Genomic DNA, 14,440 nt, shown 5'->3' on the forward strand with positions numbered 1-14,440 from the left:
TCATCCTCCGAGCAGGGCGGCGACGGCCTGCGTCACGGCCACGCCCGAGGCGAGCACGCCGGTGACGGCCCCGGCGTCCGCGAGGGCGCGGCGCAGCCGGGTCAGGCGGCCGGTGTCCGCACGGCCGGTGCCCTCGATCTCGTCCTGGACATCGGAGAGTTCGGCGTCCAGGGCGGCCGTCCCCTCGGAGGGGACGACGCCCCCCAGGTCGGCGCGGAGCCTGCGGACGGCGCGGAGCAGCTCCTCCTGGCCGGGGTCGCGGGCCGGCCGGCCGCCGGCCACGGTGCTGATGACGGTGTTGTGGTCGCCGATGGTGACGTTGCCATCGGTGTTGGTGACGTGGATGCCCCCGGGTCGGGGGGAGTTGTCGTGGTCAGCCACGGTCGCCTCCGGTCGTCGCGGTGGTGAAGGTCCTGCTGGTGACGGTGTTGTGGTGGCCCAGGGTGACGTTGCCCCTGGAGTTCTCGATGAACGTGCCGCCCTCGGCGACGTGGACGATCTTCTGCTCGAACTCGGCGGTCTCGTACCCCGCTTCGCGGAGGGCGGCGGTCACGCCGTTCGCGACCCGGTCCTGCACGCTCTTCAGGTAGCGGCTGATGTCCATCTCCTGGAACAGCGAGGCGTCGTCGTCGGAGCCGAGTTCGCGGACCGAGGCCACCGGCCCCTCGGGCAGCGCGCGGGTGTGGCCGCCGGTGAGCACCTGCCAGAGGTGGACGAGTCCGCGCCAGAGCGTGACCACGGCGTCCCCGGCGGAGCGCGGGGTCCGGCCGAGGGCCCAGACGGCCTTGCCGAAGCGGTGGTTGTGCCGGTAGCGGTGGGCGATCCGGTCGGCGTGCCGGTAGAGCGGCTTCACGGGCCGCAGGACGTGCGGGGCGACCTCCAGCATCAGCATGCCGCCCTGCGTGTGGACGCGGACGAAGACGGTCGTGACGATCTCCTCGCCCCAGCCGCCGACCCGGACGCGGAGGAAGTGGCGGCGGGTCTCGCCGCCCTCCTCGATGGAGCCCGACCGGTGCGCCTCGAACCCCTCCGGGGTGTACGGGGCCGCGGTGCGGGCCGGGAGGCCGTCGACGGGCAGGAAGACGACCTCGTCGATCTCCAGTTCGCGCAACCGGTCCCGTACGGCGTCCCGGAGCCGCGGCGAGCCGTGCGGGGAGGGGACGCGCAGCGCCTCCACGAGCGGGACGACGTGCCGCATGACGGCGCTGTTGTCGAGCGGTTCGGGCGCCCCGCCGTCCAGGTCCCGGCGCGGGCGCAGCTCGATGGAGAGCGACCAGGGCTCGTACGGCTCGCCGGCGCCGCAGAACGGGTCGTCGGCCCCGTACAGGACGAGCCGCGCGTGCTGCTCGATCCGGATGCGGTCGCGCAGCCGGCGGAAGCGGGCCCCCTCGGCCCGTTCGGCCGGGTCGGCGCGCAGGTCGGGGAAGCGTTCCCGGGAGAGTTCCTGGGTGAGCGCGCGGGCGAACTGGCCGCGCCGCCCGGCCACCGCCCAGGCCACGAGGAACGGCACGGCGAGCGTGATCCACACCTCCGCCGCGCCGATGCCCGGCAGTCCGCCCGCCACCAGGACGGCGGCGAGGTTCAGGATCTCGCCCGCCTCGGAGAGGTCGCCGAGGAGTTCCCAGCGGGCCTCCTCGGTGGCCAGGGCCAGGAGGAGGAGCAGCAGCGCCGACTGGAGGAGCATGAGCCGCCCGTACCAGCGCAGGAGGAAGGCGGCGACGACGCGGTGGACGGGGGCGGCGGCGGTCCGGCCGCGGACCCGGCGGGCGAGGCCGAGCACCAGGAAGGGGACGACGAGGAGGAGGACCAGCCCCTTGGTGAGCGGGAGCGCGACGATCCAGAGGGCCAGGACGCAGGCGGCCCAGCCGAGTTCGACGCGGCGGGCGCGCAGCGCGTGGGCGAGGACGCGGGCGGCGTCGTAGCCGAGGGAGGGGGCGGCGAACCGCTCCTCGTGGACGTACAGCTCCTCGATGACCGCGTCGCGGAAGCCCTCGTCGAGGTACGTGCCGGCGCAGAGCAGCCGGGTCGCCTCGCTGGCGGCCGGCGCGCGGCGCGGATCGGCGGCCGGGGGGTCGCCGGACGGCGGGACGTCCGGCGGCCGGCCGGGCTGATGGGGTACGGACGACTGTGCCAAAACTCCCCCGATGGTACGCAACTGTCCCTGTTCACTGGCCGGTTCGGCCGGCGCCGGGGGCACAGCATAGGGGAGGCCGGAGCCTTCCGCCGAAGGGAAAACGGCGCCCCCGGCCCGTACGGTCGGTCGTACGGGCCGGGGGCGCCGGAATCGCGGAGCCGGGAGGCGCCGGGCTCAGATGAGGCCGAGCTCGCGGACCGCGTCGCGCTCCTCGGCGAGCTCCTGCACGGAGGCGTCGATGCGGGCGCGGGAGAAGTCGTTGATCTCCAGGCCCTGGACGATCTCGTACGCGCCGTCCTTGCAGGTGACGGGGAAGGACGAGATGAGGCCCTCGGGGACGCCGTAGGAGCCGTCCGACGGGATGCCCATGGAGACCCAGTCGCCCTCGGCGGTGCCGTTGACCCAGGTGTGGACGTGGTCGATGGCGGCGTTCGCGGCGGAGGCGGCGGAGGACGCGCCACGGGCCTCGATGATCGCGGCGCCGCGCTTGGCGACGGTCGGGATGAAGGTGTCGGCCAGCCACGCCTCGTCGTTGACGACCTCGGCGGCGTTCTTGCCGGCGATCTCCGCGTGGAAGATGTCCGGGTACTGGGTCGCGGAGTGGTTGCCCCAGATGGTGAGGCGCTTGATGTCCTCGACCGACGCGCCGGTCTTCTGCGCGAGCTGGCTGAGCGCGCGGTTGTGGTCCAGGCGGGTCATCGCGGTGAAGCGCTCGGCCGGCACGTCCGGGGCGGCGGCCTGGGCGATCAGGGCGTTGGTGTTGGCCGGGTTGCCGACGACGAGGACCTTGATGTCGTCCGCCGCGTGGTCGTTGATGGCCTTGCCCTGCGGCTTGAAGATGCCGCCGTTGGCGGAGAGCAGGTCGCCGCGCTCCATGCCCTTGGTGCGGGGGCGGGCGCCGACGAGCAGCGCGACGTTGGCGCCCTCGAAGCCCTGGTTCGGGTCGTCGAAGATGTCGATGCCCTTGAGCAGCGGGAAGGCGCAGTCGTCGAGCTCCATGGCGGTGCCCTCGGCGGCCTTGACGCCCTGCGGGATCTCGAGGAGGCGCAGCTTGACCGGCACGTCCGCGCCGAGCAGGTGGCCGGAGGCGATGCGGAAGAGCAGCGCGTAGCCGATCTGGCCGGCCGCGCCGGTCACGGTGACATTCACGGGAGTGCGGGTCATGGCGATCTCCGTAAGACAGCTGGCGGTGGGGGTCCCTGCCCCTGGTGCGGGATACCCCTCTTGATCGATCGGTGTCTCGATGTGAAGAGATATCCAGCGGTCAGGCTATCCGACCCCGGCCCCCCTGAACCCCCACCTCCTTGTGGTCCGGCTCACTGCCACCCGTCCGCGCGCGGTTCGCCCGGGGCCGGCCGGCGGGGCGCGGTGAAGTGGGCGGCGCTCCGCCGGCGGGCCGGCCGGCGGGGCGCGGAAGGCGGCCGGGGCGCGGGCGGGTTCCTCAACGGCCCTTCGCGCAGCCCTCGCTGCCGTCCGCGAGGGCACCGCAGGCCCGCACGGCCGCACCGGGGGCGTCGGGGAGCATCGGGGTGTACGCGTCGGTCCGCGCCGTCGCCCCGTCGGCGGCCTCCGGGACGATGGCGCTCCGGACGGCGCCCCCGACCTCGACGGTGACGCTGTCGCCGGGGGCGGCGCCGGTGATCCGGGCCCAGGAGGCCGCGCAGACGGCGCTGTGGCGGACCTCGACCCGGGCGGTGCCGACGCGGGCGCGGGCGACGGTGGTGGCGAGGGGGCCGCCGCAGCCCATCGCCTCGGGGTCCCGGCCCGCGCAGTCGGCACCGGAGCACTCCACCCCCGCCGGGAGGTCCGTACGGCGCGTGGGGCTCGGGGGCGGGGTGGTGGACGGGGCGGCCGCGCGTCCGTCCGCGCCGTCGGTCCCGCCGCCGCCCAGGTCCACGAGGAGGAGGGCGGCGGCGACGACGAGCAGGGCGCCGAGGCCCCCGGCCGCGCGGAGGAGCACGGTCGCGGCCCGGCGGCGGGGTGCGGGGGCGGACGGGGGTGCGGCTTCGCCGGGCGGGGGCGGGGGCGGGGACGCGGCTCCGGTCGGGGGCGACGCGACGGGCCCGGAGGGGGGCGGGGGTACGCGCCCGGGTGCGGGGCCCGATGGCTCCTGCGGAACCGGGCCGCCGAGGTGCCGGATCCGCAGGGTGCGGTCGTCGTGACCACCGGAACCCGCCGCGCCCCACGGTTCTCCGACGACGGGGGCTCCGGCGACGGGCCTCACGGCGCCCGGGGGCCCGTCGAACCGCCTTGCGGCGCCCGGGGATTCGCCGGCCGGATTTTCACCGGACTTCCCTCCGGGGGCCGGGTGTCCGACGTCCGGGCCTTCGCCCAGCCGCCCCCCGGGGGCCGGGTGTCCGACGTCCGGGCCTTCGCCCAGCCGCCCTCCGCCGTCCGGTACCCCACCGTCCGGGCCCGGGGCGGAAGCGGAACGGCCCCTCGCCCGTTCGGCGCGCTCCCACTGGGCCGCGAGCTCCCCCGCGTCGGCGCCGGTGACCTCCGCGAGGGCGGCCACGGCCGTTCGCGGCACGGGCCGGCGGGCGCTCAAGTAGGCGTCCCACTGGGAGCGTTCGCGTCCGGTGCGTTCGGCGACGGCCATGACGCCGAGGCCGCTGCGGTCGATCAGGCGACGCATCCGCTCGGTGAGCGCGCGCGTCTCCGGGTCGAGTCCGTCCGGAAGCGCCTTCCAGCCAGGCATGTGCCGTCCCCTCGCCCTCTGTTCGCCGTTCCTCGTCCCCTGCTCCGCCCGCCACGTCGAAGGATGGCAGCTTCCGGGACGGCGCGCGCCCCGGATGCGCGGCCGACGTAGCGGAATGGTCACTTCCGTGCCACAGCGCGCCGACGGGCCTTGTCCCGGTGTTGGCACGTACATGACCCTTGATCGCGTCGGCGCCCGCCCTCCCACGGGGGAGAGGGCGGGCGCCGCACACCTCGCGAACCGGAGGGCGGGACCCGGGGCGTGTGTCGAAAGGGGCGTCGTCCGCCCGGAGGGCGGGCCCGGCGGTGTCCGGTGCGTGCGATCGCACGGCGGAGGGTCGCCCCGATACCGGGTGTATCGGGGCGATCCCGACAACGCGGTGAGCGTGCGTGCCGGGCGCCGCCGGGCAGACGGCACTTTCGACACACGCCCTACGTCACCGTCAGGTGGAGGACGTCCTCCAGGAACGGGATCCGCAGCCAGGGACCCGGCTGCACCATGAGCGCGAGCAGCACGATGAGGCCGCCCATCACCCCGTACGTGATCATGTCCGTGAAGCGGGACCGGACCGCCAGCATGCCCACGGAGGGCACCACGCGCCGCATCACGGCGCCCGCCAGGAGCGCGGCCCCGACCAGGATCGCCCCCACCCGGAAGGACTGCGGGAACGCGTCCGTGCCCACCACGAGGAGCCCCGCCCCGGCGAGGCAGAGGACCACGAGCAGCGGCCACTGGCGCGCGGGCGCGGGCGCGTCGCCGGCGGCGGCCCGGCCGCCGCCCTCGGGGCGCGCGGTGCCGGCGGTGACGACGGTGGGCGGGGGCCGCCGTACGCCGCGCCTCGTCCCGGGCCGGTCGCCGGTCGGCTCCGGGTTCCCGGAGCCCATGTCAGAGCGCCGCGGCCGCGCGCTCGGCGGCCTCGACGACGTTGACGAGGAGCTGGGCCCGGGTCATCGGTCCGACGCCGCCCGGGTTGGGGGAGATCCAGGCGGCCACGTCGGCGACGCCGGGGTGCACGTCACCGAGGATCTTGCCCTCGGCGTTGCGCGAGACGCCGACGTCGAGGACGGCCGCGCCCGGCTTCACGTCCTCCGGCCTGATCAGGTGCGGCACGCCCGCCGCCGCGATGACGATGTCGGCGTTGCGCAGGTGCGCCGAGAGGTCCCGGGTGCCGGTGTGGCACTGGGTCACGGTCGCGTTCTCGGACCGGCGGGTGAGCAGCAGCGGCATCGGACGCCCGATGGTGACGCCGCGCCCGACGACCACGACCTCGGCGCCGTCGATCTTCACGCCGTGGCGGCGCAGCAGGGTGATGATGCCGTTGGGCGTGCAGGGCAGCGGGGCGGGCTCGTTGAGCACGAGGCGGCCGAGGTTGGTGGGGTGCAGGCCGTCCGCGTCCTTGACCGGGTCCATCAGCTCCAGGACGCGGTTCTCGTCGATGCCCCTGGGCAGCGGGAGCTGGACGATGTAACCCGTGCACTCCGGGTCCTCGTTGAGTTCCCGGACGACCGCCTCGATCTCCTCCTGGGTGGCGGTGGCGGGCAGGGTGCGCTGGATGGAGGCGAGTCCCACCTGCGCGCAGTCACGGTGCTTTCCGGCCACGTACTTCTGGCTCGCCGGGTCGTCACCGACCAGGAGGGTGCCGAGTCCGGGCGTGACGCCCTTCTCCTTGAGGGCCGCCACACGGACGGTCAGGTCGGACTTGATCGCGGCCGCGGTGGCCTTGCCATCGAGAATCTGGGCGCTCATGGGGCCATCTTCCCGGATGCCACCCGTCATGTTCCAATTCGCGGTCGCCGGACGGCGGGCGGTACGGGCGAAAGGTTGCACTCGTACAACTCCGTCTCGTGACGACTGGACAAAAAGTCGAGGTTGCGACGACGATGACCGGCGTACTACCGCGGAAAGTGCCGGGGGGAAATCCGCTCGATAGTCGTGAAGGTCCTCCGCGCGGGCCGCGTCGTCCCCGCACAGAAAAATCACGGAGGAATCGCGCGATGAGTTTCGGCGACCCGAACAACCCCTACGGACAGCCCCAGGACCAGGGTCAGGGTCAGCAGCCCGGCTACGGCTACCCCCAGCAGGCGCCCCAGGGCGTCCCGCAGCAGGGTTACGGGTACCCCCAGCAGCCGGGCGCGTACCCGCAGGCTCCGGGCACGCTCCAGGCCAACAACGGTTACATCAACCTGCACGGTCTCGGCACCGTGCAGGTCGCCTCGATGGGTCTGCGGTTCGCCGCGCGCCTGATCGACGGCGTGGCCATCGGCGTCATCTCGTGGATCCTGTCGCTGGTCGGCCTGGCCGGCGTGATGGGCGCGGCCAAGTCCATCGAGGACTGCGCGAAGCTCGACCCGATGACCCCGGCCTACCAGACCTGCATCAACGACCAGGCCGCCGCCGCGGGTGGCATATTCGCCGCCTTCTTCGGCTTCCTCTTCCTGATCTTCATCGCCACCATGCTCTACGAGTGGCTGATGATCGCCTTCGTCGGCGCCACCCTCGGCAAGATGGCGCTGGGGCTGCGGGTCGTCAAGGAGGCCACGGGCGGCAAGCCGGGTGTCGGCGGCGGCTTCATCCGCTGGATCATCCCGATGGTCGGCGCGGTCCTCTGCGGCATCGGCCAGCTCCTGGTCTACCTGTCGCCGTTCTTCGACAACTCGGGCAAGCTGCAGGGCTGGCACGACCGTGCCGCCGGCACGCTCGTCGTCAAGAAGTAGCGCCCCCGGCGGGTTCCCCGCCGCTCCGAGGGCCGTCCGGCACACCGCCGGGCGGCCCTCGGCCGTTCCCCCGGTACCTCCGGGATCTCCCCGGGGTCCGGGAGGTTTTCCCCGGGCCCCGGAATTCCTCCCGGAACCACCGGGCTTCCCTCCGGACCGGGTTTCTCTCCGGACCGGGCTTCCCTCCGGACCGGGATTTCCCCCGGCCCCGGGATCACCTCCGCCGCAGGACCGCGAAACCTTCCGAACGGTGCGTGATCTCGTACCGCGCGCCCGGGTGGAGCTGCGCGGCCAGCTCGGCCGGGTCCGAGATCTGCTGCGACCAGCCCCGCAGGTCGTAGGCGAGGTAGTCCGGATCGACCTCCTGCGAGGAGCCCGTCCAGTAGACCCGGCGGTCCGCCGTGAGGTGGGCGAGGAGCGAGACGTCCGCCTCCACGCTCACCCCCTCCGGGACCGCGTCCACCGCCGCCCGCGCCTGCCCGGCCCGGACGTCCGTCCGGTACGTCTCCGGCTTCAGCAGGTCGCGCAGCGGGAGGTTCACGGCGAGGACCAGCGCGACCGTGGTCGCCACCGGGACGGCGACCCTCCCGTACGAGGCGAGCCAGGCGCGCGGCGAGGTGCGCACCGCGCGGACGCCGTCCACGAGCGCCGCGAGGACGATCGGCATGAGGATGGCGCTGTAGTGCCAGTGCATGCCCCAGTGGTTGGGGTCCTGGGAGAGGAAGCGCCAGCCCAGGGTCGGCAGGACGAGCAGGACCAGCGGGGAGCGCAGGGCCAGGAAGCCGGTGATCGCCAGGAGGTGGAGGACCATCTCCCAGCGCTCGCCCGAGGCGAGGGCGCCGGCGACGAGCTGCCCGAAGGAGGTGTCGGCCCCCTCCCCGGTCTTCTCGATCTTGGACCAGTAGTCGTACCGGCCGAGGCTGCTGGCCGCCGGGATCAGGACGAGGACGGTGAGGGCGAAGGCGGCGGTGCCGAAGCCGGCCAGGGCGGCGCCGAGCCGCCTGCTCCCCTTGAGGAAGAGGACCGCGCCGACCATGGCGACGGTGAGCCCCATGTCCTCCTTGACCAGGACGAGCGGGGCGGACCAGGCGGCGGCCGCCGTCCAGCGGCCGAGGAGCAGGGCCCGGCAGACCAGGGCGAGCAGCGGGACGGCGAAGGCGATCTCGTGGAAGTCGGACCGCACCGCCTCCTGGAGTCCCCAGGAGAGCCCGTACGCGACCGTGAGGGCGATGCCCGCGGCGCGGCTGCCGAGGACCTCCTGCGTGGTGCGGCCGACGACCACGGCGGAGGCGGCGAAGAGCGCGGCCTGCGCGAAGAGCAGGGCGACCGGCGAGGGCCAGATCCAGTACAGCGGCGCCAGCAGGGCGGTGACCGGGCTGAAGTGGTCCCCGAGTATGGGGAAGCCCGGACCCTTGATGTCGACGACCGGGGCCCGGAACTCGGCGTACGCCCGGACGGACTGTCCGAAGATCCCGAGGTCCCAGGAGGGGGTGCGGAACTGCGCGTACTGCACCCAGGAGTACAGGAAGAAGAGGGCACACAGGACGGCCGCGAGGATCAGGTACGGACGGAGCGGGACGGAGGCGGGCCGCTCCGGGGGCTCGGTGGCCGCGGCCCCGGGAGCGCCGGTGACGGCCTCCCCGGCGGACCTGTTCTGTACGTCCAACACCACGCCCCCACCACCAGTGGTCGACAAAAGAGCAACCCATTAGAACAGAGACCACCCGATCGGCGGATGCGCCCGCCGGGGCACCGACGCGGACGGCCCGCCGGTTCCGGGGAACCGGCGGGCCGTCCGTTCACGCCCGATCGCCTGCCGGCGGCTCAGTGGAAGAAGTGACGCGTCCCCGTGAAGTACATCGTCACGCCCGCCTTCTTCGCGGCCTCGACGACCAGCTCGTCGCGGACCGAGCCGCCGGGCTGCACGACCGCCTTCACGCCGGCCGCCGTGAGGATCTCCAGGCCGTCGGGGAAGGGGAAGAAGGCGTCGGAGGCGGCGTAGGAGCCGCGTGCCCGCTCCTCGCCCGCCCGCTCGACGGCCAGCTTCGCGGAGTCGACGCGGTTGACCTGGCCCATGCCGACGCCGACCGAGGCGCCGTCCTTGGCGAGCAGGATCGCGTTGGACTTGACCGCGCGGCACGCCCTCCAGGCGAAGGCCAGCTCGGCCAGCTCCTCGGCGGAGAGGGCGTCGCCGGTCGCGAGGGTCCAGTGCGCCGGGTCGTCGCCGTCGGCCTGGAGGCGGTCGGCGACCTGGAGGAGGGCACCGCCGTCGACCGGCCTGACCTCGACCGGGTTGGCCGGGGCGCCCTCGGCGCGCAGCACGCGGATGTTCTTCTTCCGGGCGAGGATCTCGACGGCGCCGTCCTCGTACGCCGGGGCGACGATGACCTCGGTGAAGATCTCCGCGACCTGCTCGGCCAGCTCGACCGTCACCGGGCGGTTGACGGCGATGACGCCGCCGAACGCCGACAGCGGGTCGCAGGCGTGCGCCTTGCGGTGGGCCTCGGCGACGTCGGCGCCGATCGCGATGCCGCACGGGTTGGCGTGCTTGATGATCGCGACGCAGGGCTCGTCGTGGTCGTACGCGGCCCGGCGCGCGGCGTCGGTGTCCGTGTAGTTGTTGTACGACATCTCCTTGCCGTGGAACTGCTCGGCCTCGGCGAGGCCGCCCGTCCCGTCGACGTAGAGCGCGGCGCCCTGGTGCGGGTTCTCGCCGTACCGCAGGACGTTCTTCCGCTCGTACGTGGCGCCCAGGAAGCCCGGGAAGCCGCTGTCGTCGGCGGCGGCATAGCCATCGGCGAACCAGGAGGCCACGGCCACGTCGTACGCGGCGGTGTGCCGGAACGCCTCGCCCGCGAGCCGCTTGCGGGCGGTCAGGTCGAAGCCGCCGGACCGGACGGCGGCGAGCACGTCGGCGTACCGCTCGGGGCTGGTCACGATCGCCACGGACGGGTGGTTCTTCGCGGCGGCGCGGACCATGGAGGGGCCGCCGATGTCGATCTGCTCGACGCACTCGTCCGGGGTGGCGCCGGAGGCGACCGTCTCGCGGAACGGGTAGAGGTTCACCACGACCAGGTCGAAGGGCTCCACGCCCAGCTCGGCGAGCTGCTCGCGGTGCGACTCCAGGCGCAGGTCGGCGAGGATGCCGGCGTGCACGCGCGGGTGGAGGGTCTTGACGCGCCCGTCCAGGCACTCGGGGAAGCCGGTCAGCTCCTCGACCCTGGTGACGGGAACGCCCGCCGCGGCGATCCTCCCGGCCGTGGAGCCGGTGGAGACGAGCTCGACACCGGCCTCGTGCAGGCCGCGGGCCAGGTCTTCGAGTCCCGTCTTGTCGTAGACGCTGACCAGCGCGCGGCGGATGGGCTTAACGGTGTCCGTGTTCACCGACATGAACCTTTCGTCCCTCAATGCGGTAGCCGTGCCGGGCGAGACGCCCCACGACGTCGACGAGCAGCGAGCGCTCGACTTCCTTGATGCGCTCGTGCAGAGCGGCTTCATCGTCCGTCTCCCGCACCTCGACCACGCCCTGGGCGATGATCGGGCCGGTGTCGACGCCGTCGTCGACGAAGTGGACGGTGCACCCGGTGACCTTCGCGCCGTAGGCGAGGGCGTCACGCACCCCGTGGGCACCGGGAAAACTGGGGAGCAGGGCCGGGTGGGTGTTGACGACCCGGCCGCCGAAGCGGGCGAGGAACTCCTTGCCGACGATCTTCATGAAGCCCGCCGAGACGACGAGGTCCGGCTCGTACGCGGCGGTCGCCTCCGTCAGGGCGCGGTCCCACTCCTCGCGGCTCGCGTGGTCCTTCACCCGGCACACGAAGGTCGGCAGCCCGGCGCGCCCGGCGCGCTCCAGGCCGACGGTCCCGTCGCGGTCGGCACCGACGGCGACGACCTCCGCCCCGTACCCCTCGGGGTCGGCGGCGATGGCGTCGAGCAGGGCCTGCAGGTTGGTACCGGACCCGGAGACCAGGACGACGAGGCGGGCGGCAGCCACTGGGTCACTCTTTCCGTGGTGTTTGTGCGGTCGTACGAACGAATCGCATCGCTCGGTACGGGGAACCCTACGAATGGCTCGACCGGCAGCAACGATACCGGCACACGGGACGGCCCCCACGGGACGGGGGCGGAGCCGGGCGGTAGCGTCAGGGTCCGACGCCGGAGCGCACGGTGGGGCGTACCGGCCGGAGACGACGCCGGGGCGACGGACGCGCGGCGTACGAGACAGCAGCGGAGACCACGGGTGCGGTCGTGGTCGAGACGACAGAGGGAAGACGTTCAGCAGATGCCGGAACGCCAGTCCACGGACGACAACAACCCGTTCGCGCCGCCGCCCGAGGGCAGGCCGGACCAGCCGTGGCAGCCGCGGCGACCGGAGGGCCCGGACGACGACGCGTCCGGGGACCCGGACTCGCCGGGCCCGTCCGACGGCCGGTGGAGCCCGCGTCAGCCGGGTCCCTCCCAGGACGGCTTCGGCCGCGGCCCGGAACGCCGGGGCGACCCCGAGGGCGGTCCGGGCCAGGGCGGGCCGAAGCGCGGCCCGGGGCTCCGCTGGGACCCGACGGACCCGGCGCAGCGGCGGGCGCGGTACGCGATCCTCGCCGGCATGTGGGGCTTCTTCTTCGCCCTCTTCGGGTTCCCGGAACCGGCCCTGCTCCTCGGTGCCCTCGGTCTCTACTGGGGGATCAGCTCCCTGCGCACCGGGCCGAAGCGGGACGGGGAGGCGCCGGCGTCACAGGAGGCGTCCCGGCCGGCGGACCCGGGGCGGCGGACGGGACCGGAGCGGGACGCTCCCGGTGCGGCCGTTCCGCTGCGGACGATGCGGACGGCCGCGATCAGCGGACTGGTCGCGTCGGTCGTGGCCCTGGGCGTCGTCGCGGCCGGCTTCACCTTCCAGCTCGTCTACCGCGACTTCTACGAGTGCCGCGACGACGCCCTCACCCACGCGGGCCGGCTGGCCTGCAACGACCTCCTGCCGAAGCCGCTGCGGGCGGGCCTCGGGGTCCGGGAGTAGGTCCTTCGGCTAGGCGGTGGGGCCCGGACCGGGGGTGATGTCCGGGGTCGGCTTCGGGGCCGGGGCCGTGTCCGGCTTCGGCTTCGAGGTCGGGGTCGGGGTCGCGTCCGGTTCCGGGCGCGGGTCCGCAGCCCGGTCCGGAGCCGGCTCCGGGGTCGCCTTCGGGCCCGGTCCCGGTTCCCGGGAGGGCTCCCAGGCGGCCGGGAGGTAGTCGTACGGCTCGTAGCCGGGCCCGTCGAAGGGATCGCCGTACAGATCGTCGTACGCCTCGTCTTCGGGCCCCGGGCCGGCGCCGGGGACCCGGGGGCCGGCTCCGGGCGCGGCCCCGGTCCTCGCCCGGGGGAGCGACCCGAACCCGAGGAAGGACCGGAGCCCGGAGACGGCTCGGAGACCGGGGGCGGCGGGGCGGGACCCGGAGTCCGTCCCGGTCCACCGGCCGGTGTCCCGGTCGGGCTCCCGGCCGGGCTCCGGGTCCGGGCCCCGGCGCCCGGAACGGGCCCGGAACCACGTTCCCGCCCGGCTCCGTGCCTCCGCCCGGTTCCGGGTACGGAGCGGGCTCCACGCCCCGGAGGGCTGCCGCCCCGTCTCCGGGGCGTCCGGGGCGGGGACGGGCACGGGCGAGGACGCGCGGGCCGCCCCGCGTTCCGCGCGGGGCGTCCGGCGGACCCAGGCCCGTACCCCGAGGGCCGTCGGCGTGCCCGCGCAGAGCGCCCACACCACCGCCGCCGCTCCCGCCCGCCACCACACCGGGCCGAACGCGGACAGCCGGCCGGAGCCGAGCGGACCGCCCGCCGCGGTCGCGAGAACGGCCACGGCCGTCCCGTACAGCGCGGCCGCGCCCAGAACCGTCAGCACCGCGTCCCGGACCGTCCAGGCCCGCGCCGCCCGGCCCACCCGGTGGCCCAGCACCACGGCGGCGGCGGCCGGGGCCGCCGCGACCGCCCAGTGGAACCACACGCCCCGGCCCTCGGCGGGCAGCGCGGCCAGGAGCGGGAAGGGCGGTACGGCCGGGTCCCCGGTCAGGCCCAGCGGGGTCGCGAGCGCGGCCGTACCGACGGCGAATCCGGGGCCGAGGCCGTACGCGGCACCCCACACGGCCGCGTTCGGCAGCAGCGCCAGGACGAGCAGCGCGAGCGCCGCCCGCCCCGACCACTCCCCCGCGAGGCCCAGGAACGACGCCTGCGCCCGGCCCGCGTGCCAGACCAGCGAGACCGCCGCGGCCGCCGCGCCGCCGCAGAACAGCGTCAGGAGGCCGAGTCCCGCCGCGCGCAGGGCGACCGCCTGCCGCACCCCGGGCAGCGGGCGGCCGAGCGCCGTCCAGGCCCCCGCCCCGGCCGCGCCGACCGCCACGGCGGGCAGCCGGAGTCCGGCCGTGATCAGCTCGGCGGGCAGCGGGCCGCTCTCGCTGTAGACCACCACCACGGCCGCGACCAGCAGGTATCCCCCGGCCACCGAGGCGACCGCGCCGCTCGGCGAGGGACGCGGCCGGTCCCGGTCGCGGGTCGTGTCGAGGGTGTCGCGGGCGGCCCGGTGGACGAACCAGACGGGCAGGACGGTCAGGAGCAGGGGGGCGACGCCCAGGGGCGCGGGCACGCCGGACAGGGTGTCCGTACGGACCAGCTCCACCCCGTGGGCGAGCAGCCAGAGCCCGGCGGCCACGTGGAGGGCCCCGCCGGGACCGCCGTCGGGGAACGGGGAGCTGATCCAGGCCGCGACCACCAGGACCGCGAGGACGCCGAGACCGAGTCCGGCGGCGACCCCGCCCCGGACGCAGGCGGTGGCGAGCGCGGCGGAGCGGCCGCCCTGGACCAGGGGGTGATCGGTCGCATGGGTCACGGGGGACATGCTGCCAACGACACGCGCTTTCTCCGCGTAACAGGCAA

12 protein-coding genes are annotated in these 14,440 nt (G+C 74.7%); 2 read left to right on the forward strand and 10 right to left on the reverse strand.

What is annotated here, in order from left to right; translation table 11 throughout:
* From ACFYZY_RS24235 to ACFYZY_RS24260, 6 genes are all read right to left on the reverse strand, one after another.
* Positions 1–381, reverse strand: coding sequence for a hypothetical protein (locus tag ACFYZY_RS24235; RefSeq protein ID WP_388697726.1), 381 nt, complete (start codon positions 379–381; stop codon positions 1–3).
* Positions 374–2,134: a hypothetical protein gene (locus tag ACFYZY_RS24240; protein ID WP_388697728.1), complete on the reverse strand. Its 1,761-nt coding sequence runs from the start codon at positions 2,132–2,134 to the stop codon at positions 374–376. The genes ACFYZY_RS24235 and ACFYZY_RS24240 overlap by 8 nt, the downstream gene beginning before the upstream one ends.
* Before the next feature lie 174 nt (positions 2,135–2,308).
* A complete protein-coding gene (locus ACFYZY_RS24245) occupies positions 2,309–3,298 on the reverse strand; it encodes a malate dehydrogenase (RefSeq protein ID WP_388697730.1) in 990 nt (329 codons plus the stop codon).
* A 277-nt stretch (positions 3,299–3,575) separates the two neighbouring features.
* Entirely contained in the window at positions 3,576–4,832 is a 1,257-nt protein-coding gene (locus tag ACFYZY_RS24250) for a DUF2690 domain-containing protein (protein ID WP_388697733.1), read from the reverse strand.
* Positions 4,833–5,263: 431 nt separating this feature from the next.
* On the reverse strand, positions 5,264–5,716 hold the full coding sequence (locus ACFYZY_RS24255) for a DUF3017 domain-containing protein (protein ID WP_388697735.1): 453 nt from the start codon (positions 5,714–5,716) through the stop codon (positions 5,264–5,266).
* A 1-nt stretch (position 5,717) separates the two neighbouring features.
* Positions 5,718–6,578, reverse strand: a complete 861-nt coding sequence (locus tag ACFYZY_RS24260) for a bifunctional methylenetetrahydrofolate dehydrogenase/methenyltetrahydrofolate cyclohydrolase (RefSeq protein ID WP_388697738.1) — start codon at positions 6,576–6,578, stop codon at positions 5,718–5,720.
* A gap of 248 nt (positions 6,579–6,826) precedes the next feature.
* Between ACFYZY_RS24260 and ACFYZY_RS24265 the strand changes: the two genes are divergently transcribed.
* Positions 6,827–7,546, forward strand: a complete 720-nt coding sequence (locus ACFYZY_RS24265; RefSeq protein WP_388697740.1) for an RDD family protein — start codon at positions 6,827–6,829, stop codon at positions 7,544–7,546.
* A 214-nt stretch (positions 7,547–7,760) separates the two neighbouring features.
* Here the strand turns inward: ACFYZY_RS24265 and ACFYZY_RS24270 are convergent, their stop codons facing one another.
* From ACFYZY_RS24270 to purN, 3 genes are all read right to left on the reverse strand, one after another.
* The gene (locus ACFYZY_RS24270) at positions 7,761–9,215 is read right to left on the reverse strand and encodes a DUF2079 domain-containing protein (RefSeq protein ID WP_388697819.1); all 1,455 of its coding nucleotides are present in this window, start codon (positions 9,213–9,215) and stop codon (positions 7,761–7,763) included.
* Between the two features lie 155 nt (positions 9,216–9,370).
* Complete coding sequence (purH, locus tag ACFYZY_RS24275) at positions 9,371–10,936, reverse strand: bifunctional phosphoribosylaminoimidazolecarboxamide formyltransferase/IMP cyclohydrolase (protein WP_388697742.1); 1,566 nt, start codon at positions 10,934–10,936, stop codon at positions 9,371–9,373.
* Positions 10,911–11,540 carry a phosphoribosylglycinamide formyltransferase gene (purN, locus tag ACFYZY_RS24280; protein ID WP_388697745.1) on the reverse strand — a complete coding sequence of 210 codons (630 nt, stop codon included), beginning with the start codon at positions 11,538–11,540 and terminating at the stop codon, positions 10,911–10,913. Before purN ends, purH begins: the two co-directional genes overlap by 26 nt.
* Before the next feature lie 288 nt (positions 11,541–11,828).
* On the opposite strand from purN, the gene ACFYZY_RS24285 reads away from it, so the two are divergent.
* Positions 11,829–12,557: a hypothetical protein gene (locus ACFYZY_RS24285; protein ID WP_388697748.1), complete on the forward strand. Its 729-nt coding sequence runs from the start codon at positions 11,829–11,831 to the stop codon at positions 12,555–12,557.
* A 9-nt stretch (positions 12,558–12,566) separates the two neighbouring features.
* Here the strand turns inward: ACFYZY_RS24285 and ACFYZY_RS24290 are convergent, their stop codons facing one another.
* Positions 12,567–14,393: a DUF6350 family protein gene (locus ACFYZY_RS24290; protein ID WP_388697751.1), complete on the reverse strand. Its 1,827-nt coding sequence runs from the start codon at positions 14,391–14,393 to the stop codon at positions 12,567–12,569.
* Positions 14,394–14,440: the final 47 nt, after the last annotated feature.

This window comes from Streptomyces sp. NPDC001744 (genome assembly GCF_042892575.1).
Lineage (GTDB): Bacteria > Actinomycetota > Actinomycetes > Streptomycetales > Streptomycetaceae > Streptomyces.